We start from the raw sequence: 25,260 nt of genomic DNA, 5'->3' as shown, positions 1-25,260 counted from the left end.
TCTACTTACTTGGAATTACGGCTAATCCCCAAGGATATCGCCCAACTGGTATTGTTTTTTCAACTTTTAAAGAATCAACATCAATAACAGATACATCTCCACTTACACCATTTGTAGTATAAAGTTTTTTTTCATTTTGTGCAAAATCAAGCATCCAAACTCTTTTTCCAACTAATAAATATTTTATAACTTTAAAAGTTTTTGCATCAACAACAGCTACATGATTTGCAGGCCCAAGTGCTACAAAAGCATATTTTCCATCAGATGTTAGTTTTATACCAACTGGTTGAATTAAGTCTTTGAAGATTCCTGGAATTTTAAAAGAAACTTTTCCAATACTCTCTTTTGTTGTAGAATCAACTATCATAACAGTTCCACCAATCTCACTTGAAGCCCAAACTCTATCACCACTTTTTGTAAATTCAATATGTCTTGGTCTTTGATCAACTAATGTATTATGAATAATCTTTTTTGTTTTTGTATCAATCCAGTGTAAAAAGTTTGATGTTTCAGTTGTATTAATAGCAACAGTTCCATCTGGACTTACAGCCATTCCCTCAGGCTCAACACCAACTTCAATTTGAGTAACAACACTTCTATTTACTGTATCAACAACTGTTACAATTGCATCATCTTCATTTGATACATATAGCTCTTTTCCATCAGGAGTTAAAGCAAACTGCTCAGGATCTTCACCTGATGGTAAGTTATGTATGATTTTTTTTGTTTTTAAATCTAATACTTGAACTGTATCATCATCACTTGCACAAATATATAATTGAGTTTTATCATTGTTTAATAATATTCCTCTTGGTCTTTGACCTACTTTTATAGTTTCTGTTACTTTATTTGTAAGTGAATCAATAACAGAAATAGTATTATCTTTTTCATTTGATACATAAATAGTATCTGCTAATAATATTGAGCTTGAAAGAATAGCTGCTGTAATAATTTTATTTTTCATAAATTTCTCTCCAATTTTATTTTGATGAATTCTATACTACTTTTATAGCTTAAGTTTAGCGACTATTTTTGCTAAACTCAGGCTATAAATATTTTATATAATCCATCTAAACCATAAAAGGACAATAAAATGAAAATCCTGATATCTATTCTATTTTTATTAAGTATTGTAAATGCAGATATTTTAAATGTAAATATCTTATATTTAGAGCAAAAAATCCAAAAACCACCTGTTTTATCAAATATAATTGAAGAGCCTGAAGATTTAGGAATTAAAGGTGCACAAATTGCAATAATAGATAGTAATAAAAGTGCGAAATTTTTAAATCAAAATTTCACTTTAGAAAGCAAAATATCTTTTGATGAAAATGAGTTAATCAAAACTTTTGAAGAGTTTATCAAAAACAAAAATAGCTATGTTTTATTAAATGTTGAAGATTCACTTTTAGAGAAATTACTTAAAAATCCCCTTTCAAAAGATGCCTTATTAATAAATGCAAGTAGCCAAAATACAAACTTGCGAAAAACTATTTGCCAAAATAACCTTCTTCACACAAGTGCAAGTAATGCTATGCTTTATGATGGATTAGTTCAGTTTTTAGTAAAAAGAGACTTTAAAAAGATATTTTTATTAAGTGGAACAAATCCAAAAGACTTACAAATAAAAGAGGATATTAAAAGAGCTGCCAAAAAATTTGGGGCAAAAATTGTTGTTGAAAAAGAGTGGGATAATAATAGTGATATAAGAAGAAAAGCCACTGATGAGTTTCCGGTATTTACTCAAGCTAAAGATTATGATGTAATTTTACTTGCTGATTATTATGGTGATTTTGGAGAGTTTGTATATTTTAACTCTTGGCTTCCAAGACCAGTTGCTGGAACGCAAGGACTAACTCCTGTTTTATGGCATAAAGTAATAGAACAATGGGGAGCTGCTCAAATGCAAAGTAGATTTGAAAAATTCTCTTCAAGATGGATGGAATCAAGGGATTATTCAAATTGGTTAGCAATAAGAACTATAATTACAGCTATTTCAAAAACAAAAACAGCTGATTTAAAAACAAATCTAGATTATATTTATTCAGATGATTTTGATGTAGCTGCTTATATGGGAAGGAAACTATCTTTTAGGGAGTATAATGGACAAGTTCGAATTCCTATATCTTTAGTTCAGCCAAGAGCATTAATATCAACTTCTCCACAAGTTGGTTTTTTACATCCAATTACAGACTTAGATACCTTAGGAATCGCTCCATTTGAAATGGAATGTAAAAAATGAAAAAGAGTTTTTTATTAATTCTTTTTTTATGCTCTTTTTTAAGTGCAAATTATGAAATAATAGAAAATGAAAATCTTTTTTTAGTAAAAACACATAATACAAGTTTTAAAGAAAATTTATTAAATCTAAAAGATGAGATAAATTTTCAAGGTTTTACTATTGTATATGAATTAAACCTTGCAAAAGCCACAAATGAAGTGGCTCAGATTCTTGAAAAAAAAGGTATTTTAAAAGAGGGAATAAATCTAGGTATTTGTAAAAGTAGCTTTACTTTACAAATGGTGGAAGAGAATTTTCATAATATAAACTACTGTCCACTTGCTATTTCAATATATGAAAAAGATAATAAAAATTTTATCTCTTATAAATTTTATAAACCCTTTAAAAAAGATGACCAAATAGCTAACAAAATCAATGAAACATTAAAAAACTTGATTATAAAAAGTGTAGAATAAAAGTTTTTAATATGCTTCATTTAAAACTATTCTTCATTACATTTTAATTAAGTTTATTTTACATAAGCCATTTAATTCCTGTATTTTTTTCAGAAATATCCCATAACTTTAAAGCAATTTTTCTATCAAAAACAAATGATTCTACTTTACATTCTCCCACTGGCCCAATCCAATTCATTCTTCCCGTAGGACCATAAAAAGCCTGCTCATTAAGACACTCTTCTGTGGCACACATTAATTCTGGATAAGCGCCTTTTAATGCTGTTTGTACCATTGGTGTCAATACCATCAATGACCACACAAACCTTGTAATTGAATTGACATTTTCATTAATAAGTGATGTTTTAGAAGCTCCTGGATGACAAACATAAACTTTTACATTTGCATTCGCTTCTTTTATTCGATTTTGTAATTCATAGGCAAAAATCATTTGTGCTAGTTTACTATGACAATAAGTATTATTAGGATGATAATTCTTATTCCAATTCATATCTTCAAATTTAATGGTTTTTAATCCCATTTTATATCCTAGGCTACTCACAACTACAATTCTTCCATTTGAATTATTTATTTTATCAAATAATAAGCCACATAAAAGAAAATGTCCATAATGATTAACAGCTATTTGACTCTCAAAGCCATCGCTTGTAAACACTTGTTTTGAAACTTGTGCAATTGCGGCATTACAAATTAGTGCATCTATTTTTTCTATACTATTATTAATAATATTAGCTGCACTCCTTACTGATTCTAAAGAGGCAAGATCTATCTTAATAAACTCAATATCTGCATCTTTAAATTGTAGTTTAATTTGATGAATTGCATCATTCACTTTTTTAGCATTTCTTGAAAGTATAACAACTTTTGCACCTTTTGAAATTAAAACTTTTGTTGCTTCAAAACCTGCACCTGTATTTGCTCCAGTAATCAAGTAAGTTTTACCCTTTAATGAACATAAACGTTTGGGTGTCCATCCCTCTTTCCCAAATATATTCGCCTCTATTTTACTCATTTAATTCCTTTAAAATATTATTCTTAAATTCTAACAAGTAATAAAATCTATAGATATATCATTTATCTTAAAAGCTTGCACAAAAATATCAATTGAATTAGTTTTATATATTATAATTGGATTTAATTGTTATAATTATCTAAATAAGGAGATTTTATGTTAAAAGATAGAATAAAAGAACTTGGGATAAATGAAGGAATAAATAAAACTGGAATCCAAGGTATTGAAATATTTAAAATATCCACTGCCTTTTCTAAAATTAACACCATTTTACCAGCATCTATTTGCATTATCTCTCAAGGAAGTAAAAATCTATATTTAGGGGAAGAAAAATATACTTACAATGAAAACTCTTATCTAATAGGTACTATAAAGATGCCTGTAAAATCAGAACTTATTAATAGTTCTCCTGAAAACCCTTGTCTTGGAATAATTATTAATCTTGATGTAAATATCATCACTGAACTTCTAAAAATTTTTGATGAACTTAAAGATTGGCAATATGAAAAAAAAAGTAAACAAATAATCACTATTTCACCTATGAATAAGGCTATTGAAAACTCTTTAGAAAGGCTACTAAATATATCAAGTAATCAAATGGATATAAAAGTATTAAGTAAATCATTTATTAGAGAATTTTTTTATGAAATATTAAAAACTCCACAAGGACATATATTAAGAAATAGTGTTCAACATCATACTAAAGTACATGAAATGGTACCTACGATAAAATATTTGGAGCAAAATTTTCAAAATGATATTACAATAGATGAAATAGCAAAATTTGCAAGTATGAGTGTAGCAACTCTGCACAAAAATTTTAAAAAAGCTACATCTTTATCACCAATACAATTTATAAAACAATTACGTCTACATAATGCACATTCACTACTAATGTCTGGATATAATGCAAGTAATGCAGCTTTTGAATCAGGCTATACAAATTCTGCTCAATTTAGTAGAGAGTTTAAAAGACTATTTACCTACTCTCCAAGAGATATAAAAAATATTTAATTAGAAATTAGATAAAAAGGTAGTTAGCAAATTCTTTTAAAAAAGTGTAGAATAAAAGAAATTTCTATACACTGTGATTTTAAATGGAGATAAATATGAATAACAAAAACATACCACTATCCGTATTAGATTTAGTTCCAGTAGCAGATGGTTTCTCAATATCACAAGCCATAGAAAATAGTACAAAACTAGCTCGGGCTGTTGAAGAGTTTGGATTTACTAGATATTGGGTTGCTGAACATCACAATTTTAGTGGAATAGCAAGTGCTGCAACTTCTGTAATTTTAAGTTATATTGGAGCAAAAACCAATAAAATCAGAATTGGTTCAGGTGGAATCATGCTTCCTAATCATGCACCATTGGTTATTGCTGAACAATTTGGAACATTGGAGTCTTTATATCCAAATAGAATAGATTTAGGTTTAGGAAGAGCGCCAGGAACCAATAGACAAACAATGCTGGCTTTAAGACGAGATCCAAATAATGACGGCTCAGACTTTCCTATGATGCTTAAGTATTTACAATACTATTTATCAAATGAAGCAGGAAGTAAAGGAGTAAAAGCAATACCTGGATATGGCTTAGAAATACCAATTTGGCTACTTGGTTCTAGCACTTTTAGTGCTTCCTTAGCTGCACAAAAAGGTTTACCTTTTGTTTTTGCCTCGCATTTTGCACCTGATTCAATGGATGATGCAGTAAAAATATATTATGCGAACTTCAAGCCATCAAAACAACTAAAAGAGCCTTATGTAATGATTTGCATAAATGTAATATGTGCTCAAACAAATGAAGAAGCTCAATATTTAGCCACAAGTGAACTTCAAAAGTTTCTTTATTTACATAGAGGTGATGATAAACAATTACAAAAGCCAACAAAAGATATGAATAGTTTATGGGAAAATTGGGAAGAAAAAAGCATAAGACATAAAACAAGAGAATCAATATGGGGAACTCCACAAGTTGTCAAAGAAAGACTTGAAAGTTTAATTGATAGAACTGGCGCAAATGAAATAATGATAAATTGTATGGTACATAATCCAGAAGATAGAATAAAATCTTATGAGCTGATTTCGAAAGTTTGGTTTGAGTGATATTTTGGAAAGTATCTAGCCTTAAATAAAGCTACTTCTAAAATTTATCTTTAAGTTTTATATAATTTACTTATAAAAAGTGTAAATTCAGTATAATAAATTAACTAGTTTTAAGGAGTAAAAAATGCTAATAACACTTGATATTAAAAATGAAAGCAAAAAAGAGAGTTTTTTAAATTTTTTATCTACATTGGATTATATTGAAATAAAATCTCAAGAAGAAGAAAAACAGCCTAATTCTAAAAAAGACAAATTTAATGAATTTGCAGGATTATGGGAAAATAAAAATATAGATTTACAAACTATCAGAGAAAAAGCTTGGAAATAATTTTAGATACAAATATTTTAATTGAAATATTAAAAAACAATAAACAAACCATAAAAGAAGTAGAAGAATATGATATTCACTATATCAGTGTAATTACAGCTATGGAGCTTTTTTATGGTGCTTTTAATAAAATGGAACTTCAAAAACTAAAAAAATTCATTGAATTATTCAATATAATTCCTATTGACGAAAGCATTTCAAGTATTGCTAAAGAATTAGTATACAAATATGCGAAGAGTCACTCTTTGGATATTCCGGATAGTCTAATAGCTTCAACTGCTTTAAAAATTAATTTGCCACTATTAACCTACAACAAAAAAGATTTTAAATTTATTGATAATTTGATTTTATATTAAGACTTTCTCAAAATAAAAATTCTCTTAATGTGGAGAATATCTTACTTTCTGTCAGCTTTTTAAGAAATTTATGAAAATATACAAATCAATAAAAAGACCCAAATATTTTGGGTCTTTTATTTTTTAGAAATTAATTTCAACTGCAGCTACTACTGTATGCATATCTTCTAAAGAACTTTCATCAAAAGTACCTAGAGCATATCTTAAGCTAAGTTCAGCACTTTTATTAAGTTTGTAAGATAATCCTGCATCATATTCTGTGATTTTTAAATCTTTGTTGATACTACTAAATGTTGCATCTTTAATAATATGCTGAGCTAAATTTGATTCTAGTGTTAAATCATTTGTTAAATCATATTCTAAATTTAAAGCTACAATTGTAGTATCTCCATATTTACCAACTCTATCAAGAGAAGCTGTTCCATAATCATCATTTGTTAAATATGTAACTGGTAAATCTGCACCTGAAACATATCCATCTTTTGTAGTAAGTGCAGCAAATCCAATATTTAGATTATCTATTTGTTTAGCAACTTTTAAATAAGCTCCTAACATTTTTTCATCAATTTGACCTGCTGTTGAATTACTTCTATCACCTACTCTTTTTTCTATTTGTGTTTGAATATCTAAACCTGCAACTTCACCCATTGCAAAGGCATTAAACATATGACTTGTTGCATCATTGAAAATTCCTGAAGATGTAGCTGTTTCTGTATTATTCCTGACTTTCTCATTTTTATCAAAAATCAATTTTTCTAAAAGTGATATCCCTTATTAAAGGGCTTTATAGACTATAAAATTCATAAAAGTGTGTGTCCTATAGTCTAAAACCTGCTACAATTTTAGTATGAGTTTACATATTAGACAGAAGAAAAATAGTAGTGGAACAATCAGTATTCAGATTATCGATAGAGTTCATAGGAAATATAAGGTTATAGAAACTATTGCTTGTGTAAAAAATGATTTAGATTTACAAATTTATTTAGATGTTGCAAATAAACGTTTAGAAGAACTGCGTCAACAAATGTATCCTACTTTATTTGATGAAAATAAAAATGAAGAGTTAATATTCATAGAACTTGGAAATAATGATTTAATACCAATAGGTGATGAATTAATCTATGGAAAATTATTTGAACGATTGGGATGTTCTAGTGTAGATTTGGATTGTAAAAGACTTCAGATGTTTAAAAATCTTGTTGTATCAAGATTACTGTATCCTGGTAGTAAATTATATTTGATTGATTATCTTGAATATTTTAAAAAAGAGAGTGTAGATAAAAATGCTATCTATAGATTTTTAGATACACTTTATGAAGAGAATTTAAAACTACAAATTGAAAAATGTGTATTTGATCATACTTATGCAAAAATGAACCAAACTATTGCATTTACATTTTATGATGTTACAACCCTGTACTTTGAATCTGAGAGTGAAGACGATCTTAGACGTATTGGATTTAGTAAAGAGGGTAAATTAGCACGTCCTCAGATACAACTGGGATTGTTTACAACACTACAAGGATATCCATTAAGCTTTGAGGTTTATGAGGGTAATAAATATGAGGGACATACTTTAGTTGATGTACTTAAAAAGTTTCAAAATAAATTTCAATTAAAAAATAAACCTGTAGTTGTAGCTGATAGAGGAATGCTAAACAATAATAATCTAGTATATCTTGAAAATAATGGATATAAATATATCCTTGCAGCCAAAATAAAAAATATATCAAATGATTTAAAAGAGCAAATATCAAACTTGATATTTTTAAATGATGGAGTAACTCATACACTTAAATTTAATAAAGATATACCATATACTGATGAGAATGACAATAAACAATCCATAAATATCAATCAAAGGTTAGTTCTTTCATATTCAACGGCAAGAGCTAAGAAAGATAAACATAATAGAGATAAAGCACTTGAAAGATTAAAGAAAAAAATTGAATTCTCAAAATCTATCACAAAAAAAGATTTAAAACTATCATACTATGCTAAATATCTTAACATCGATGATCATAAATGTGATATCACTTTTAATATCAATAATCAAAAAGTTGATAATGATTCAAAATTAGATGGTATAAAAGGTTTTATTACAAATGATTTTACACTAACACCAAGTGAAATTATAGAACACTATAATAATCAATATGCAGTAGAACAAGCATTTAGAATATCAAAAACTGATCTTAAAATCAGACCCATATACCATAGGCTAGAAACCAGAATAAAGGCTCATATTCTTATTTCATTTGTATCATACTCAATTTATAAAGAGTTTGATTCAAAACTTAAAGAAAATAATATTAAATTTAAATTCTCACAAAAACTTTTAAGAGATATAATTAAACATATGTTTGCACTTAGAACAAATGGAAAATTAGTCTACTTGAAATTTGATGAAATTCAACAACAAGTTTATAATGCAATTAAAAATAGTTAAAAAGTGTGTGTCCATATGAGAAAGTCAGGAGAAGCTGTTCCATAATCATCATTTGTTAAATATGTAACTGGTAAATCTGCACCTGAAACATATCCATCTTTTGTAGTAAGTGCAGCAAATCCAATATTTAGATTATCTATTTGTTTAGCAACTTTTAAATAAGCTCCTAACATTTTTTCATCAATTTGACCTGCTGTTGAATTACTTCTATCACCTACTCTTTTTTCTATTTGTGTTTGAATATCTAAACCTGCAACTTCACCCATTGCAAAGGCATTAAACATATGACTTGTTGCATCATTGAAAATTCCTGAAGATGTAGCTGTTTCTGTATTATTTTGTAAATAAACATATCTTCCACCAACTAATAGTTTATCAATTGTAACTTGTCCACCTAAACCATAAGCATCAAAGTCACCTGTTCCTGTTCCGCTTGAATTTGCACCTAAAAATGTATTTTGGTCTTCATTAGAGCCTTCAACCGCTTTAAAATCAAAGGCATATAATAAAGTATTTTCAATAGGTGTATAACCTAAAAAAGCTAAATCGATTTTATCCCCATTTGAACCATAAAAAGGCGTACCATAAGTATCATTTACTCGTCCAGCTAATAAAAATTTGTTCTCATGAAAAGGTACTAAGACAGTTGCTTCATCCCATGTAAATGTATCATCATCATTGTTTCCCCAAGCATCATTTTTAAGCTCAATCCTTGTGTGAACAACAACATTTTCTAATGTTGTAAAATCTAAATTAACTCTGATTTTTGAGTCTATTACTTGTTTATCTTTTTTTACAGTATCAGTATCACCTTTAACAGATATTCCTCTAACATCAGCGTCACCATAAATTTTCAAATCCGATACTAATTCAACATTTCCTGCCATTGCAGATGTAAGTGCAAGGGATGCAGCTAAACTCAATAAACCTAATTTTTTCATCTTCAGTCCTTAAATAATTTTTTACTAGAATTTACTTAAAAACAAATTCCGTATTCGTTATTATATCAACTGCTTATAGCTTACAAATAGCCCTTAAATAGCATATTTATAGCGTTTATATAGCCTGAGAATAGCACTTCATAAAAATTATTTTATTCAAGGATTTTTAATGATATTTCCCAAACTCCTTATATGTTTTATCCTCAAACATAATAAATACTTGTTTTTCTTCTTTTTCATTTTCATAAGCAGGAAGAGATAATCCAATTGCATTTTTTGGAATATTTTTAAAAAAATCTTTTATAGCAAGACTTGGAACATTTCCTTCAAATACATATTCATTTAATATTGAAGTATTACATGATTGTATTTCGTGGGGAATTCCTATTTGTTGTTTTAAACCTTTTACATCTGTTAGTGAAACAATTTTTACCTCATCAACTTCTTTATTAATATCATCTAACCAAGATTGTGGACAAGTGCTTGTTATTGGTTTATATACTTCCATAATTTGATTTTGTGAATATAAAGACACAGTAAGTAGTGCGCTTAAAACAATTTTTTTCATAGGAATCCTTCTAATATATGTGGGTGTTTTTCTAAAATTTCATTTTTTATTTCATCTATTTTTTTTAGATTAAACTCTTGATTATTAAGATTTTTATATTCAAGAATTTGATTTGCAGGATTTTTACTAAAAAACAAAATTCTATTTGATAAATAAATAGCTTCACTTAAATCGTGAGTTACAAGAATAACTGTTGTATTAAATTTTTTACACAAATTTAAAAAATCTTTTTTAAGTGAAGTTGCAGTTGGATAATCAAGTGAGATAAAAGGCTCATCTAGAAATATCACCTTTGGTTTATTTATAAATGCTCTTACAAATGATACTCGTCTTGCCATTCCACCTGATAAGTTTTTTGGATAAATATCTAAAATATCATTTAATCCTACAATATTCAATAATTCATTTATTTGATTTATATCTTTTTCTTTTGAGATTATCAAAAGATTTTCTTTTACAGTAAGCCAAGGAATTAGCCTATGGTCTTGAAAAATAAAACCTATATTTGAAGATGAGATAGTAACTTTTCCATTAAAATCTTTATCCAAAGAAGAAGCTATATTTAAAAGTGTAGTTTTCCCACAACCTGATGGCCCAATAATAGATAAAAACTCACCTTCATTAACCCTGATGTTGATATTTTCTAATATTTTTTTATCTTGATAAAACTTATCTTTTATATGTATATTTATCATATTATCTCCATCTTCTCATTTTTATTTCTAATGGATTTAAAAGTATTTTTTCTATTAAAATCACAATAAAAATAAAAGCAAAAGAGTATGCAAAAATAGAAGTAATATCAAAATCTTGGAAAAACAGAGCAATTTGAAAACCAACTCCATCACTTCTTCCTAATAACTCTACTACTAAAACTATCTTCCAAACCAATGAGATAGTAAGTCTTGTTGTTGCCATTATATATGGATAAATTTGTGGTAAATATATTTTTCTTATAATATCTTTTTTAGGGATTTCATAAATTTTGGCCAAATCTAAATACTTTTTATCCATAGATTTTATTCCCTCTCTAATATTTACAATTATTATTGGAACTTTATTTATAATAACAGCTAATATTGCAGAAAAATCTGTTAATCCAAACCAAATATAACAAATTATAATTGTCACAAGCGCTGGCATATTTAATCCAATTATCAAAAAAATATCTAATAAAGAGTCAATTTTTGGAAATAATCCCATAATAATTCCAAAAAAAACTCCAATAATCATAGCAATTATAAAAGCTATAAATACTCTTTGTAAAGTAATAGATACATGAAAAATCAAATCTTTATTTAAAAGATGATTAAAAAAACTTCTTAATATATCCACAACAGATGGAAATACATCTGTATTTGCTAATATAGAAATTGATTGCCACAATATTATAAATATAAGTATTGATAAAAATTTATTAGAATTATTCATGATATTTTTTTAAACTATTTTGAATCAAAATTCCAAAATATACTATTATCTAAAGAAGTACTATCTTCAACAAATTTTTCTCCACCCTCTTTTAAAAGTATTTTAAATACCTTTTGTAAATCACCTATACTGTTTTCATCAAACTCTTCAATAATTCCTTTTTTATAACCATTTTTCAAAGCTTCAAACTCTTTATCATTTTTCACACTCATTTGCTCTTTTATTCTATTCCACTCTTCATCACTGTTTTTTAGTATTTCTTTACTCTCTTTTGAAGCTTTTAAAAATGCATTTATTAAATCTTTATTTTCATTTGCAAATTTTGTATCAAAAGTCCATCCCACAAAAGAAACATCTTTTTGAATATCTAACTCTTTTAATATTTCACTTATTTCTATTAGTGCTTTGATATTTTTTGATTCTAATTTTGCGTTAAAATGCCAAAAATTAATTGCTGCTTGCAAAGAATCATCTTGCATTTTTTTATATAAAATTGGAGCAGATGCAAATAAAGGATTTACAATATCTTTTAAATCTATATCATATTTACTTTTACTATATGCTCTAAATAACAGCCATGTTTTATCATAAACACCACCTGCAATTCCTAAATGCTTACCTTTTAAATCAAGTAAAGTATTGATATTGCTATTTTCATTTACAAGTAAAGTACCTGTTGCTTTTGAGTAAGGGTAAAAACTAAAATTCTTTCCCTTTGCTTTTTGTGTATTTACCCAAATCCAATCATTTACAATCATATTTACATCTTTTGATTGCAAAGATACTAATTGAGCATTTTTAGAAGCTAGTTCTACTACATCTAAATCAAAACCATATTTCTTATCTAAGTTATGATGTTTCAAAACATCTAACTCCCAATTTACAGTTCCAAAGGCTAAAACACCTATTCGTAAATTTTCTTGAGCCTGTAAACTTATTATGCTTAATAATAAAATTGAAATTAATTTATGTATCATTTTTTTACCTCTATATATTTAATAGAGCAATTGTATATAAGTTTTATAGCCCAATTATAGCCATTTGCTAATAATCTGGGTCGCTATAATTAGGCTATAAAATTTGTTTATACTTCCATTACACAAAAACAAAAGGACGAGAAATGAGAAAAATTACACTAGCATTACTTGCTACAACTGTATTAGCTTTTGGACACGGAAGTGTTACTCCTCAAGCTATTGATACTAAAAATTTAAAACCACTTGGAGCTGAATGGTTAGAAGAAAATCCTTATAAAGGTGATGAAGCTGCCATTAAACTTGGTAAGTATGCATATAGTGAAAACTGTGCTAGATGTCATGGATTAGATGCTGTTTCTGGTGGGATTGCACCTGATTTAAGAGCATTAGATGATGGTATTGATGGTGATGAGTGGTATATGGAAAGAGCAAGAGGTGGAGCTGTTAGAAATGGAAATGTTTATATGCCTCCATTTGAAGGTGTGTTAAATCAAGAAGCAATGTGGGCTATTAGAGCTTATTTAGTATCTTTACCAAAAGAATAATAAAGTATTTATATGAAAAATATTCTTAAATTATCTGCTCTAACACTAATTCTAGCAATAAATTTATTTGCAAGAAGTATTGATGATATAAAAGCAAGTGGAGAAATAGTAATTGCTGTTTATGAAAACTTTCCACCTTACTCATATATTGAAGATGGTGTAGAAAAAGGGATTGACATCGAGCTTGGTAAAAAGGTCGCAGCCTCATTAAATGTAAAACCCCTATGGTATTTTACAGGCTTTGATGAAAATCTTGCAGGTGATTTAAGAAACACAATTTGGAGAGGGAATCTAATACATAAAACAAAAGCTGATATTATGTTTAGAATCCCATACGATTATGATTATCTAAGAATGACTGATATTTCTACAGGTGAATTAGAAAATGAAAGAGTAACAATTAAAGGTCCATATCAAAGTGAAAAATGGATAATTGCTACAAATAAAGAAGTAATACCTCAAATAAAAACTCTAGCAATATTTGCTTATCAAACTATTGGTGTAGAAATAGATATGCTTCCTGATTTGCATTTAAGTGGATTTGCTAGAGGTTTATTGCAAAGAAATATTAAACACTATACAAATTTTCAAGATGCTGTAAATGATTTTAAAAGTGGAAAACTTGATGCAATTGCTGGATTAAAATCACAAATAGAATATCTAATTGATTATAAAAACAATAAAGATAAATACTACTTATCTCAAGACATTCCACAAATGAAATCTCAATGGGATTTGGCAACTGCCGTATCAAGTTCTTATAGAGACTTATCTTACCATGTGGATGGGGTATTAGATGAAGCTTATAAAGATGGTGAGATTAAAAAAATCTTTGAAAGTTTTGGAGTTGAATATTTACCTCCTATAGCAAAAACACAATAAGGAGAAATCATGAAATATATATTTTTTTTATTAATATACTTTTTATTTGCACAAAACACTTATGCAAATAACCCTGTTGAGTCTCCCACTTTTGACGATATTTTAAAAAGAATCATACAAGACGATAAATATATATTTGATGATAAAAATATCAATATAAAAGTTCCCTTATTTGCCGATAATCCAGTACAAGTTCCTATTTTTGTAGATGCAAAAGCTATTAAAAATGCTAAAAGATTAATTTTATTTGCAGACCTAAACCCAATAGAAAAAATAATAGATATGGATTTGGTAAATCTTCTTCCAATAGTATCATTAAATATAAAAGTTGCTCAAGAAACACCAATTCGTGCTTTAATTTTAGATGATAAGGGACTTTGGCATATAGGAAGTAACAATATCAAAAGTTTTGGAGGAGGATGTTCAGTCTCTAGTGTTGCATCCACTGATACAAACTTTGATAAGCTTCTTGGAAAAGCAAAGGGAAATGTATTTAAAACCCCTGATTCAATTAGACTAAAAGCTTCTATTTTTCATCCAATGGAAACAGGTCTTGTATTTGGAAATAGTGAGTTTTATATAAATAAAATCACTATAAAAGCTGATGATAAAGTATTAGCAAATATTGATGCTTATTCATCTATTAGTGAAAATCCAAGGTTTATATTTGAAACAACACTTGAATCTCAAAACTATAAAATAGAGTTTTTTGATATCGATGGAAACAAATTTAATATGGACATAAAATGAAATCTCTAATCTTTTTCTTTTGTTTAATCTCATATGGATTTTCAAATGATTTTGATTATAAATTAAAGCCTATAAAATTAGCTGAAAACAGTTACTATTTTTATGGGAAAGAAGAATACTTCTCAAAAGAAAATGGTGGTGATATTGCAAATAGTTCTTTTATAATTACAGAAAAATCTGTAATTTTAATAGATACAGGAAGCTCACAACAATATGGGAAACAAGTAAAAGAAGAGATAAGAAAAATTACAAATAAACCTATAAAATACATTCTAAATACACACCATCATCCTGATCACTTTTTGGGAAATAGTGCCTTTTCTTCTGGTGATATCTACGCATCTGAATTTACAAAAAACGAAATAGAAACAAATGGTGATTTATATATAGTAAATTTAGTAAATATTATTCATGAAGCTATGGATAAAACAAAAATAAAAGCACCAAATCAAATTTTGACAGATAAGAGTTTAGATTTTGATGGCTATAAGTTAAAAATATTTTATCTTGATGGACACACTTCAAGTGACATTGTGATTTATGATGAAAATACAAAAATTCTTTATACCTCTGATTTAGTTTTTTATAAAAGAACTCCTTCTACGCCACATGCAAATATGGATAATTGGATTAAATCTTTAAAAGAACTTGAAAAAATAGATTATTCTATATTAGTTCCTGGACATGGAATTAGCTCAACAACAAAAGAGCCTACAAAAGAGAATATTGCTTATTTAGAATATTTAGACAATACTTTAAAAAAAGCAGCAAAAGAGGGATTAGATATTTTTGAAATACTAAGTAAACCAATTCCAAAAGAGTTTAAAAGTTTTACTATGTTTGAAGAAGAGTTTGAAAGATCAGTTATAAATCTATATCCCTCATATGAAAAAGATTTGAAATAATTATTTCAAATCTTCCATAAATTTAATAAGTAATCTAACAGCAACTCCCGTTGCTCCATAAGAGTTATAAGCCCAAACTTCTTTTCTATATGATGGTCCTGCTATATCAAAATGAAGCCATTTTTTCTTATTTTTATCTTTTATAAATTTACTTAAAAAAAGTGATGCAGTAATTGCTGCTCCATTTTTATTTGGACTTGTGTTTACAAAATCAGCTACTTGGCTTTCTAAAAGTTTTTCTAAATAATCATTAAAAGGTAAAAAGCCTACAAGTTCACCCGATTTTTTTGAAGCTTTTGAAATCTTCTTTTTTAATTTTTCACTATATCCCATAACAGCTGTTGTATATCCACCAAAAGCTCCAATACTTGCTCCTGTTAGTGTTGCTAAATCAAAAATATAATCAAAATCTTTTATATTTTCTTGAGCATAATGTAAACAATCAGCCAAAACTAAACGCCCTTCAGCATCTGTATTTGTTACTTCTATTGTTTTATTATTTGAAGCCGTTAAAATATCTCCTGGTTTATAAGCATCACCACCAATCATATTTTCAACAGCACCCACGATTCCATGAACTTCAAAAGGCAAATTAAGAGAGCTAAGAGCATGTATAACACCCATAACACTTGCACCTCCACCTTTATCACATTTCATTGAAACCATTCCATCACCACGCTTTAAACTCATTCCACCCGTATCATAAGTTACACCTTTTCCAACAAGAATAATTTTTGCTATTGGATTTTTTGCTTTATATGTTAAATGAATCAATTTACTTTCATGGGGAGAAGCAATTCCTACACTGTACATGGCATTCATATTTTTTTCTTTTAAATAATCTTCACCAAATATTTTACATGTGATATTTTTACTTTTTGCAATTTGCATGGCATCTTCTGCCATAATTTGTGGATAATAATCCTCAGGTGAACTATTTACAATATCTTTGGTGTAATTAACACTATTGGAAATAATTAGGGCTTTTTTTAGCTCTGATTCAAGCTTTTTTTTACTCTTGAAAGAATTTTCAATAAATATTTCAATTAAGCTATTTTTATCTATTTTATTTGAAGATTTATATTTTAAAAATTCATAATTTCCTAAAACTAATCCCTCAACAATAGTTTGAATACTTAGCTCTTTTTTTGATTGTATAATATCAATTTTTATATCTTGTATATTTAGATTTTTAAAAAATCTTATAGCACTTGCAAATGCTGTTTTAAGTTCTTCATCTTTTAATTTTAAACATGAAACATATAATTTATTGTTTTTTATATCATAATGAGTATTAAAAGATTTTTTAAAAAAATTAATATTATTTAAAAGTTCTTTTAATTCTATTGGAAGATATTTAATTTTATTTAAAATTACTATTTCAAGTGAAGATTGAGTTTCATTGATTTTTTGTTGATTTAGAGTTATATTCATTGGATATTCCTTTGAATATATTATATAGTTTTAATATAAATCTTTATTCAAAAAAAGAGTAAATAATATAATTTATCTACTCTTTTTTCTTTTAATTAGTTTTTGTTTAAAGCACAAAGATCTGAAAATGCCACTTCAAGTCTAGCAATCATAGATTCTTGACCTGCTCTTAACCATTTTCTAGGATCATAGTAGTTTTTATTTGGCTTATCATCACCCTCAGGGTTTCCGATTTGTCCTTGTAAATATCCATGATATTTAGTTTCATAAGCTCTTACACCATCCCATGCTGCCCATTGAGTATCTGTATCGATATTCATTTTAATAACACCATAAGTGATAGCTTCTCTTATTTCTTCAAGTAATGAACCAGACCCACCATGGAATACAAAATCAACAGGTTGAGCTGTTGCAGTTCCTAGTTTTTCTTGGATAAATTTTTGAGAATTATCTAAGATTTTTGGACTTAATTGAACATTTCCTGGCTTATAAACACCATGAACATTTCCAAAAGATGCTGCTATTGTAAAGTTAGGTCCAACTTTACTTAACTCTTCATGAGCATAGCAAACTTCTTCAGGTTGAGTATAAAGTAACGCGTTGTCAACATCTGAGTTATCAACACCATCTTCTTCTCCACCTGTAATTCCAAGTTCAATCTCAATCATCATATCAAGTGCATTCATTTTTTTGAAGTACTCAACACAGATTTCAATATTCTCTTCTAAAGGCTCTTCACTTAAATCTAACATATGAGAAGTAAATAAAGGTCTTCCTGTTTGCTCAAAATGTTTTTTTCCTGCATCTAATAATCCATCAATCCAAGGCAAAAGTTTTTTTGCAGCATGGTCTGTATGTAAAATAACAGGTACACCATAAGCAGCAGCCATAGTATGAACATGATTTGCACCACTGATTCCACCAAGAACTGCAGCATCAGAAGTTTTTAAACCTTTTCCAGCATAAAAACCAGCACCACCATTTGAAAACTGAATTATAATTGGTGAATTAACTTTAGCAGCAACTTCAAGTACAGCATTAACTGAATCTGTTCCTACAACGTTAACTGCTGGAATTGCAAAACTATTTTCTTTAGCATAAGCAAAAAGTTTTTTTGCTTCGCTACCTGTTAAAACACCAGGTTTTACTACATCCAATACACCCAAACTAATCTCCTTATTTAATTACGATTTTTGCGTCTTTTCTTAATTCGTCAGTAATTTCTTTTACTTTTTTATTATAACTATTTCCTAATAAAATTTGAGAAATGTTACTTTCAACTTCTGCATATGATAATGATTTACCAGCAATTTTATCTTTTAAGTAAATTACATGGTAACCAAATTGAGTTTTAACAGGAGTTTTTGAATAAGAACCTTTTGCCATTGTTGTAGCTGCTGCTGAAAATTCTGGAACCATTTGGTCTGCTGAGAATTTACCTAAATATCCACCATTTTTACCAGCTGGATCTTGTGATTTAGTTTTTGCTAATTCTTTAAATTTATCTTCTTTTTTAGTAGCTTTATCTAATTGTTTAATAATCTCTTTAGCTTCTGCTTCAGTTTTTACTAAAATATGACTGGCTTCTAAATTTTCAGGAACTATAAATTTATCTTTGTTTTTATTATAAAAATCTTGTTTTTCAGCATCTGTAAATTTAATTTTTTGAACTTCATTTTTTTGCCATACTTGGAAAGCTAAATCTTCTTTGATTTTACTAATAGCTTCAACATATTGAGGGTCTTTATCAATACCATCATCTAATGCTTTTTTTGAAAGAAGTTTTCTATTAATAATTTGTTCTAAAACTTGTTTTTTTGCAGTATCTGGAAGTTTATCAAAATCAATTCTTGGATCTTGTAAAACCATTGTAATATCTTTTTTTGTAATATTCTCACCATCAACCGAAGCATAAAAATCTGCAGCATTTAATGTTGACACTAAAGCAATTGAAGCAACTAAACTTGACACTATTCTTTTCATAATTTTCCTTGACTTTTTATTTGACGTATTCTATCCATTCATAGTTAATAAAAGGATAATATCTGAGCTTAAAATGATAATTTTTCTATAAATTTTCCCTTTTTTACTACATATTTAATAAATTTAAAAATTTAGCTTAAAAACACTTTAAATTTTCGAATTTTTATGATACAATTCCGTCAAAATTTAAACTTTACTTAAAGTTAAGGAATATAAATGAGAATATTGATTATTGAAGATGAAATAACACTAAATAGAACACTACAAGAAGGTCTTTCTGACTTCGGATATCAAGTAGATACTGCTGAAAACTATAAAGACGCAGAATATTTTATTGACATTAGAAACTATGATTTAGTTTTAACAGACTGGATGTTACCAGATGGTGATGGTATTGAATTATGTAAAATCGTAAAAAACAGAAGTTCAAGAACAGCAGTTGTAATTATCTCTGCTAGAGATGATAAAGAAAGTGAAATCGAAGCTCTTAAATCAGGTGCTGATGACTTTATTAAAAAACCATTTGATTTTGATATCTTACTTGCAAGAATTGAAGCAAGATTAAGATTTGGTGGAACAAATGTAATTGAAATTGATGACTTAATCATTAATCCTGATGAAGAAAAAATCGAATATGCAGGTGTTGAAATTGAATTAAAAGGTAAACCTTTTGAAGTATTAACACACTTAGCAAGACATAGAGATCAAATTGTTTCAAAAGAGCAATTATTAGACGCAATTTGGGAAGAGCCTGAATTAGTTACTCCAAATGTAATTGAAGTTGCAATTAACCAAATTAGACAAAAAATGGACAAACCATTAAATATCTCTACTATTGAAACAATTAGAAGAAGAGGTTATAGATTCTGTTATCCAAATACAGTTGAAGATGCAAAAGCTAAAACTAACTAGTATTAGCTGCTAATAAAAAGATGGAAAGTAAAAGTATATATAGACAGTTTTACACAAAACTAATTATAGCTACTTCACTTTTCATTATTACCCTATCCTTTATTTTCTATGAATATGCAAGAAGTACCGTTTATGACGATATTCAACAAAATATGCTAAGTCATGCAAAACAACTTTATAAAGCGTCTTTATCTACTAAAAATCTAGAACCAGTAGAAAATGATAATCTAACTATAAACCTAGTAACAAATAGTATTTTACTTAATTATCAATTTCAAAATTATCAACGTGGTGGAGATTATTATATAAAACTTCTATATCCTTTTGATTTAGAGAATAAACAATTTTTACAAATCATTAGAAACATAAGTTTAGAGCGAGAACTTTTATATTCTGTTATATTTAAAAATCTTTTTATACTGGCAATTCCAGGATTTCTTTTAATGCTTTTATATTCATTAGCTGTTTCAAAATCACTATTAAAGCCAATTATTCAAATAAATAAAAAACTTTCAAATATGGATGAGAATTCATTAACACAAATTGATAAAAAAGACTTACCAATAGAATTTCATTCACTTGCTAATTCTATTAACTCTTTAACAAATAGAATTGAAACCTATGTGAAGTTTAAAAAAGAGCTATTTATTGGAGCTGCCCATGAACTTAAAACTCCACTTGCAGTAATGAAGTTAAAAAATGAAGTTACTTTAAAGAAAAAAAGAGAAATAGAAAAGTATGAAGAGACTCTCAAACTTACTATAAAATCCATTGATGATATGAATATAATGATCTCTTCAATTTTAGATATAGGAAGAACAGAAGGTGCTCAATTTGAACAAAATATTGAATTAGATTTAGTTGAGTATATAAAGAAAAAAGCAAATGATTACAGAATGCTAAGTGCTCAAAAAAATATCATTATTACATTTTTCTCAAATGTGAATCATCTAAATACTTCTATTCAACTCACATTATTCAATCAAATTTTACAAAATTTTGTACAAAATGCAATAAAATTTACTCCAAATGAGAAATCAATAGCAATTAGACTTAAAAAAACAAAAGATGAAATTATCATAACTGTTACAGATGAAGGTATTGGAATAAACGAAAATGTAGATTTATTTGCACCTTTTAAAAGAATAGGAAATCAAAGTGGAGTTGGACTTGGATTATTTCTTGCTAAAAATGCTGCTGATGCATTAAGAGCTAAAATAACATTAGAAAATAGAAATGATGGGAAAACTGGATGTATTGCTAAGCTTGTACTTAACAACACATCAAAAGCTATAGATTAGAATAAATTTCTATGTTCTATCTTAGTACATTTATTTTGAACAACTTTTAATCCTGCTTCTTTTGCTTTTAAAGCAGCTTCATTATTTACAAGACCTAATTGTGTCCATACTGTATCAACATCACCTCTTGCTATTACTTCATCTACAATGGCAGCAATTGCATCTGGTTTTCTAAAAATATCAACCATATCTATTTTAAATGGAATTTCTGAAATAGTTCTATAAACCTTTTCTCCTAAAATTGTATCTTCTTTTGGATACACAGGAACTATTTTAAATCCAGCATTTTGCAAATAAACAGCCACCATATTTGAAGCTTTTGAAGCATCTGGAGAAAGACCTGCTATTGCTATTGTTTTTGTATTTTTAAAAATTTCTATTATCTCTTCACTTTTTGAATTTACTGTTGGAAATTCACAATCCATATTTTGTCCTTTATAATTTATTATATATTTGTATTATTAATTATTATTGCTTAAAATAGCCTTTTAACTAGAAAATACCATTAAAGTACTCTTAAGATAAAAAATTAGTTTGCAAGTTTATTGAAAGATTTATATTGTAGTATCCAGAAAAAAAGAAGTACATATATGTATTATAAAACTGCAGATTTATGTGATGAAAACCAAAATAAAAAAATACAAGTATTATCACCAGAATTCAAAAACTATGGTGGCTTAAAAGGTTTTTATGGTCAAATTATTACTATTAAATTAAATTACTCAACTTTCGCACATAGAAAATCATAAACTCACTATATTCAAAAGCTTCATTAAACCCCATAAATAGACACTTTTAGCTATAATTGTTCACCACAAACATTAATATATAAGGGCTTTTTATGGGTATTGACAATTTTATCGAAACTGCTATGAAGAGTGTGTTAAAGAATCCTATAGTTTTAGTTTTAAGAGATATAAATTTTAGCAGTATTTTAAAACAAAGTAATTTTATCAAGCGTGATGTAGGTGTGCCGCCGTATATGGTGATCTTACAATTTTTATATATGTTCCTTATTAATAAAAAGATCTCATCCTTTATGAAATATAGTAATGACAGTTTTAAGAAAGATGTTTATTATAGATTACTAAAAAATAGTAAATACAACTGGAGAAAATTATTGTTGCTCACATCCGTGAACTTAATCAATAAACTTTCATCATTGCAAAAGCCAACTGATACAAAAGTATTTATCATTGATGACACAGTTGAAATTAAGCGTGGAAAATATATAGAAGGCAGTTGTAAGAATTTATGGAGCAATAAAGATAAAAGAGTAGTTAAGGGTTTAAATATTGTATCACTAAACTATAGTGATACTCATACCGATATGATGCTAGATTTTTCCATGAACTATAATAAAAATCAAATTATAGATTCTATTGATAATAAATATCACCATAGAAGCAATGCCTATAAACGAAGAATTGAAGGGAGAAACGGTAAAAATATCCAAGCAATAAATATGCTAAAACGAGCTTTAAGTTCAGGAATATATGCAGACTATCTACTTGTCGATAGCTGGTATGCAAAACCAAATTTTATCAAAGAGGTTAGAGATAATGGTTTGGATACGATTGCAAGGGTTGCAAAAAGCAATAGAATCTGGCAGTTTAGTGGGAAATATAAAACACTTGAAGCTCTATATAATCATGAAAAACAAAATAAAACTTCAAAACTTGGTAACTATAACTCCATCAAATACTCCTATGTTTCAACTATCACTACACATAAAACACTTGGAAGAGTAAAGATTGTATTTATAAGAACCAAAGAAAATCTAATACCAATATTTTCAACCAATATACATTTATCAGATTTAGAGATTATAAATACATACAAAAAACGGTGGAATATTGAGCAAGGATATAAAGACCTAAGGGAATACTTTCAATTCGGTAAAGAGGAAAACCGCATTTATGAAGCCCTAATAGCTAGAATCACTCTATCATTCCTTGCATACAATTTAACAAGCTATATCAATCGTATCAATAATGAACCACAAACTTTAGGAAACTTATTCAAAGACTTAGAGTGTCAGCTTGAAACCCTTGCTATTTCAATGGAACTATTCCTAAAAATATTAGAAAACTTGCTCCAAACTACAGAAATTGTCAAGAGAAATAAAGATTTAGAGCTTATTATCAATGTTTTACGCATTCATACCAAAAAGCAACTTGGTTTTATGTGCGAAAGTTGAGTAAGATTTTATATATAAAAATAAATTAGATTTTATCTAATTTATTTTGCACATAGTTTTTTACTTCATTGTAATCAATGCTTTCTTTAAAATCTTCAAATCTTCCACCACTTGCATTTACATGTCCTCCCCCAGCTGCAATTTTTGCAGCCATTAGTGAAACATCAACTTTTCCATCTGCTCTAAATGAAGCATTTCCTTTTTTATTAACATCTATAAAAAAATCATAATCAGTATTTGCTTTTAAAAATGCATTTGCAGGAATTGATATTGAACCTAAACAATATGTTAAAAGTCCTTTGTGAGCATTAAAAACCACTGTTAAATCATCTTTTACATCAATTAAAGATTTTACTAAGTATGAAGCTGATAAGTTATCTAAAGTATCATCTTTATGATCTAATTTTAAAAACTCTTTTTTTAGAAAATGAACTTCATTATCAAGTTTTATATGTCCATCAATTTGATCTAAAAATTTTGCAGATTCTTTTAATAAATATAATCTAAATTCTCTATTTAAATCTGCAAATAAAATACTATTCACTTCTCTAACTTTTGAAATCATAGACATCACAACTTTTCCAAACTCAAAATTCTTAATATCATAATCAAGCCAAATATCAACAGCATTTATTGTATTTACTAAAGGTTCTAGCCATGAAGAAACAGTAAAATCAAAACCATCATATTCTTCAAACATATAATCATATACTATTTTAGTAGCACATCTTTTATCATCTAAATAATACCAATAAAATGCATCCGCACTTTTTTTACCACTGATATGATGATCTAACAATTGAAGTTTAATTTTATATCCATCTTCAATTAGTTTTAAAATATCTTTATCCAAATCTTTTGATTCTTGAAATGTTAAATTTAAATCACTTATTAAAAAAAGAATTTCTTCTTCTTTGAAGTCAAGAATTTCTTCTAATACTTTTTTTACTGTTAATTTAACTTCTATTCCATAATTTGCATTATAAAAAGAACCTTCTTTAAAATACTCTTTTGTGATTAATTGACAACCATATCCATCTAGATCCGTATGGGAAATATGAAACAATTTCATTAAGCTATATCTTTTAAAGTTAATTTTTCTAAGAAATCATTAATTTTTAGTTGCAAATTATTTAATAATGGCCAAATAGTACAAAGCATAGCCACTTGATTTGGACAATTATCAGGTGAAGGTGAGCACTCAAAAACAGATGGTGTTTTCTCTTCTGCTGCAACTACAATTTCTAAGATTGTAATATTTTCCCAAGATTTATTTAAAGCAAATCCTCCATTTACACCTCTGTGAGATATAACAAGATTTTGTTTTGCTAGATTTTGCATAATTTTTGCTAAAAATGATTTTGAAATATTTAGTTCTCTTGATAACTCATCTACATTCTTTGGTTCACTGCTTTTAGCAATTGAAATCAAAGATAATAAAGCATATTCACTCTTTTTTGTTAATAACATATTATATTTTT

General features: G+C 27.5%; 29 protein-coding genes. 15 read left to right on the top strand and 14 right to left on the bottom strand.

The window, feature by feature from the left end:
* Position 1: 1 nt before the first annotated feature.
* Positions 2-964, bottom strand: a complete 963-nt coding sequence (locus tag AACT_RS03030) for a PQQ-dependent catabolism-associated beta-propeller protein (protein WP_172124846.1) — start codon at positions 962-964, stop codon at positions 2-4.
* A gap of 129 nt (positions 965-1,093) precedes the next feature.
* On the opposite strand from AACT_RS03030, the gene AACT_RS03025 reads away from it, so the two are divergent.
* Positions 1,094-2,242, top strand: coding sequence for a type 1 periplasmic-binding domain-containing protein (locus tag AACT_RS03025; RefSeq protein WP_172124844.1), 1,149 nt, complete (start codon positions 1,094-1,096; stop codon positions 2,240-2,242).
* Positions 2,239-2,697: a DUF302 domain-containing protein gene (locus AACT_RS03020; RefSeq protein ID WP_172124842.1), complete on the top strand. Its 459-nt coding sequence runs from the start codon at positions 2,239-2,241 to the stop codon at positions 2,695-2,697. The genes AACT_RS03025 and AACT_RS03020 overlap by 4 nt, the downstream gene beginning before the upstream one ends.
* Before the next feature lie 58 nt (positions 2,698-2,755).
* Here the strand turns inward: AACT_RS03020 and AACT_RS03015 are convergent, their stop codons facing one another.
* Positions 2,756-3,709: an SDR family oxidoreductase gene (locus AACT_RS03015; protein WP_172124840.1), complete on the bottom strand. Its 954-nt coding sequence runs from the start codon at positions 3,707-3,709 to the stop codon at positions 2,756-2,758.
* Positions 3,710-3,865: 156 nt separating this feature from the next.
* Between AACT_RS03015 and AACT_RS03010 the strand changes: the two genes are divergently transcribed.
* The 4 genes from AACT_RS03010 to AACT_RS02995 all read left to right on the top strand — a co-directional run bounded on the left by AACT_RS03010 (position 3,866) and on the right by AACT_RS02995 (position 6,501).
* Complete coding sequence (locus tag AACT_RS03010; RefSeq protein WP_172124838.1) at positions 3,866-4,723, top strand: AraC family transcriptional regulator; 858 nt, start codon at positions 3,866-3,868, stop codon at positions 4,721-4,723.
* A 95-nt stretch (positions 4,724-4,818) separates the two neighbouring features.
* A complete protein-coding gene (locus AACT_RS03005) occupies positions 4,819-5,817 on the top strand; it encodes an LLM class flavin-dependent oxidoreductase (RefSeq protein ID WP_172124836.1) in 999 nt (332 codons plus the stop codon).
* 124 nt (positions 5,818-5,941) lie between these two features.
* Complete coding sequence (locus AACT_RS03000; protein WP_172124834.1) at positions 5,942-6,145, top strand: hypothetical protein; 204 nt, start codon at positions 5,942-5,944, stop codon at positions 6,143-6,145.
* The gene (locus AACT_RS02995) at positions 6,136-6,501 is read left to right on the top strand and encodes a type II toxin-antitoxin system VapC family toxin (protein ID WP_172124832.1); all 366 of its coding nucleotides are present in this window, start codon (positions 6,136-6,138) and stop codon (positions 6,499-6,501) included. Before AACT_RS03000 ends, AACT_RS02995 begins: the two co-directional genes overlap by 10 nt.
* A gap of 123 nt (positions 6,502-6,624) precedes the next feature.
* Here AACT_RS02995 and AACT_RS02990 read toward each other — a convergent pair whose 3' ends face one another.
* Entirely contained in the window at positions 6,625-7,251 is a 627-nt protein-coding gene (locus AACT_RS02990) for a hypothetical protein (RefSeq protein ID WP_172124830.1), read from the bottom strand.
* A 97-nt stretch (positions 7,252-7,348) separates the two neighbouring features.
* Between AACT_RS02990 and AACT_RS02985 the strand changes: the two genes are divergently transcribed.
* The gene (locus AACT_RS02985; protein ID WP_172124149.1) at positions 7,349-8,950 is read left to right on the top strand and encodes an IS1634 family transposase; all 1,602 of its coding nucleotides are present in this window, start codon (positions 7,349-7,351) and stop codon (positions 8,948-8,950) included.
* Here the strand turns inward: AACT_RS02985 and AACT_RS02980 are convergent.
* From AACT_RS02980 to AACT_RS02960, 5 genes are all read right to left on the bottom strand, one after another.
* Positions 8,947-9,891 carry a hypothetical protein gene (locus AACT_RS02980; protein WP_172124828.1) on the bottom strand — a complete coding sequence of 315 codons (945 nt, stop codon included), beginning with the start codon at positions 9,889-9,891 and terminating at the stop codon, positions 8,947-8,949. The genes AACT_RS02985 and AACT_RS02980 overlap by 4 nt on opposite strands.
* Positions 9,892-10,057: 166 nt before the next feature.
* A complete protein-coding gene (locus AACT_RS02975) occupies positions 10,058-10,459 on the bottom strand; it encodes a DUF411 domain-containing protein (protein ID WP_172124826.1) in 402 nt (133 codons plus the stop codon).
* Entirely contained in the window at positions 10,456-11,154 is a 699-nt protein-coding gene (locus AACT_RS02970) for an ABC transporter ATP-binding protein (protein ID WP_172124824.1), read from the bottom strand. Before AACT_RS02970 ends, AACT_RS02975 begins: the two co-directional genes overlap by 4 nt.
* A 1-nt stretch (position 11,155) precedes the next feature.
* On the bottom strand, positions 11,156-11,890 hold the full coding sequence (locus tag AACT_RS02965) for an ABC transporter permease (protein WP_172124822.1): 735 nt from the start codon (positions 11,888-11,890) through the stop codon (positions 11,156-11,158).
* A 14-nt stretch (positions 11,891-11,904) separates the two neighbouring features.
* The gene (locus AACT_RS02960; RefSeq protein WP_172124821.1) at positions 11,905-12,867 is read right to left on the bottom strand and encodes an ABC transporter substrate-binding protein; all 963 of its coding nucleotides are present in this window, start codon (positions 12,865-12,867) and stop codon (positions 11,905-11,907) included.
* Positions 12,868-13,010: 143 nt separating this feature from the next.
* Between AACT_RS02960 and pedF the strand changes: the two genes are divergently transcribed.
* From pedF to AACT_RS02940, 4 genes are read left to right on the top strand one after another with little or no spacing between them, the layout of a single operon-like run.
* On the top strand, positions 13,011-13,412 hold the full coding sequence (gene pedF, locus AACT_RS02955) for a cytochrome c-550 PedF (protein WP_172124820.1): 402 nt from the start codon (positions 13,011-13,013) through the stop codon (positions 13,410-13,412).
* A 12-nt stretch (positions 13,413-13,424) separates the two neighbouring features.
* Entirely contained in the window at positions 13,425-14,294 is an 870-nt protein-coding gene (locus tag AACT_RS02950; protein ID WP_172124819.1) for a substrate-binding periplasmic protein, read from the top strand.
* A gap of 9 nt (positions 14,295-14,303) precedes the next feature.
* Entirely contained in the window at positions 14,304-15,044 is a 741-nt protein-coding gene (locus tag AACT_RS02945) for a quinoprotein dehydrogenase-associated SoxYZ-like carrier (protein ID WP_172124818.1), read from the top strand.
* On the top strand, positions 15,041-15,949 hold the full coding sequence (locus AACT_RS02940; RefSeq protein ID WP_172124817.1) for a quinoprotein relay system zinc metallohydrolase 1: 909 nt from the start codon (positions 15,041-15,043) through the stop codon (positions 15,947-15,949). Before AACT_RS02945 ends, AACT_RS02940 begins: the two co-directional genes overlap by 4 nt.
* Here the strand turns inward: AACT_RS02940 and AACT_RS02935 are convergent, their stop codons facing one another.
* The 3 genes from AACT_RS02935 to AACT_RS02925 all read right to left on the bottom strand — a co-directional run bounded on the left by AACT_RS02935 (position 15,950) and on the right by AACT_RS02925 (position 19,366).
* A complete protein-coding gene (locus AACT_RS02935; RefSeq protein ID WP_228720524.1) occupies positions 15,950-17,383 on the bottom strand; it encodes a leucyl aminopeptidase in 1,434 nt (477 codons plus the stop codon).
* A 95-nt stretch (positions 17,384-17,478) separates the two neighbouring features.
* Entirely contained in the window at positions 17,479-18,549 is a 1,071-nt protein-coding gene (gene fbaA, locus AACT_RS02930; RefSeq protein ID WP_172124816.1) for a class II fructose-bisphosphate aldolase, read from the bottom strand.
* Positions 18,550-18,559: 10 nt separating this feature from the next.
* Positions 18,560-19,366: a peptidylprolyl isomerase gene (locus tag AACT_RS02925; protein WP_172124815.1), complete on the bottom strand. Its 807-nt coding sequence runs from the start codon at positions 19,364-19,366 to the stop codon at positions 18,560-18,562.
* Positions 19,367-19,582: 216 nt separating this feature from the next.
* Between AACT_RS02925 and hsrA the strand changes: the two genes are divergently transcribed.
* Both hsrA and AACT_RS02915 read left to right on the top strand, forming a co-directional pair.
* On the top strand, positions 19,583-20,278 hold the full coding sequence (hsrA, locus tag AACT_RS02920; protein ID WP_172124814.1) for a homeostatic response regulator transcription factor HsrA: 696 nt from the start codon (positions 19,583-19,585) through the stop codon (positions 20,276-20,278).
* 20 nt (positions 20,279-20,298) lie between these two features.
* Positions 20,299-21,579, top strand: coding sequence for a HAMP domain-containing sensor histidine kinase (locus AACT_RS02915; protein ID WP_172124813.1), 1,281 nt, complete (start codon positions 20,299-20,301; stop codon positions 21,577-21,579).
* Here AACT_RS02915 and AACT_RS02910 read toward each other — a convergent pair.
* On the bottom strand, positions 21,576-22,004 hold the full coding sequence (locus tag AACT_RS02910; RefSeq protein ID WP_172124812.1) for a CoA-binding protein: 429 nt from the start codon (positions 22,002-22,004) through the stop codon (positions 21,576-21,578). The two genes, AACT_RS02915 and AACT_RS02910, sit on opposite strands and share 4 nt — an antisense overlap.
* A gap of 165 nt (positions 22,005-22,169) precedes the next feature.
* Here AACT_RS02910 and AACT_RS02905 point away from each other — a divergent pair, with 165 nt between their 5' ends.
* Both AACT_RS02905 and AACT_RS02900 read left to right on the top strand, forming a co-directional pair.
* Positions 22,170-22,328, top strand: coding sequence for an RraA family protein (locus tag AACT_RS02905; RefSeq protein ID WP_172124811.1), 159 nt, complete (start codon positions 22,170-22,172; stop codon positions 22,326-22,328).
* A 92-nt stretch (positions 22,329-22,420) separates the two neighbouring features.
* Positions 22,421-23,779 (top strand): IS4 family transposase, encoded by a 1,359-nt coding sequence (locus tag AACT_RS02900; RefSeq protein WP_172124157.1) that lies wholly within the window; start codon positions 22,421-22,423, stop codon positions 23,777-23,779.
* A gap of 25 nt (positions 23,780-23,804) precedes the next feature.
* Here the strand turns inward: AACT_RS02900 and AACT_RS02895 are convergent, their stop codons facing one another.
* Both AACT_RS02895 and AACT_RS02890 read right to left on the bottom strand, forming a co-directional pair.
* The gene (locus AACT_RS02895) at positions 23,805-24,851 is read right to left on the bottom strand and encodes a DHH family phosphoesterase (RefSeq protein ID WP_172124810.1); all 1,047 of its coding nucleotides are present in this window, start codon (positions 24,849-24,851) and stop codon (positions 23,805-23,807) included.
* Positions 24,851-25,249, bottom strand: coding sequence for an RrF2 family transcriptional regulator (locus AACT_RS02890; RefSeq protein ID WP_172124809.1), 399 nt, complete (start codon positions 25,247-25,249; stop codon positions 24,851-24,853). The genes AACT_RS02895 and AACT_RS02890 overlap by 1 nt, the downstream gene beginning before the upstream one ends.
* Positions 25,250-25,260 lie beyond the last annotated feature (11 nt).

The organism is Arcobacter acticola, from assembly GCF_013177675.1.
In the GTDB taxonomy this organism is placed as follows: domain Bacteria; phylum Campylobacterota; class Campylobacteria; order Campylobacterales; family Arcobacteraceae; genus Aliarcobacter; species Aliarcobacter acticola.
The sequence above is the reverse complement of the archived record's forward strand: the minus strand, read 5'-3'. Positions and strand labels throughout refer to the sequence as shown.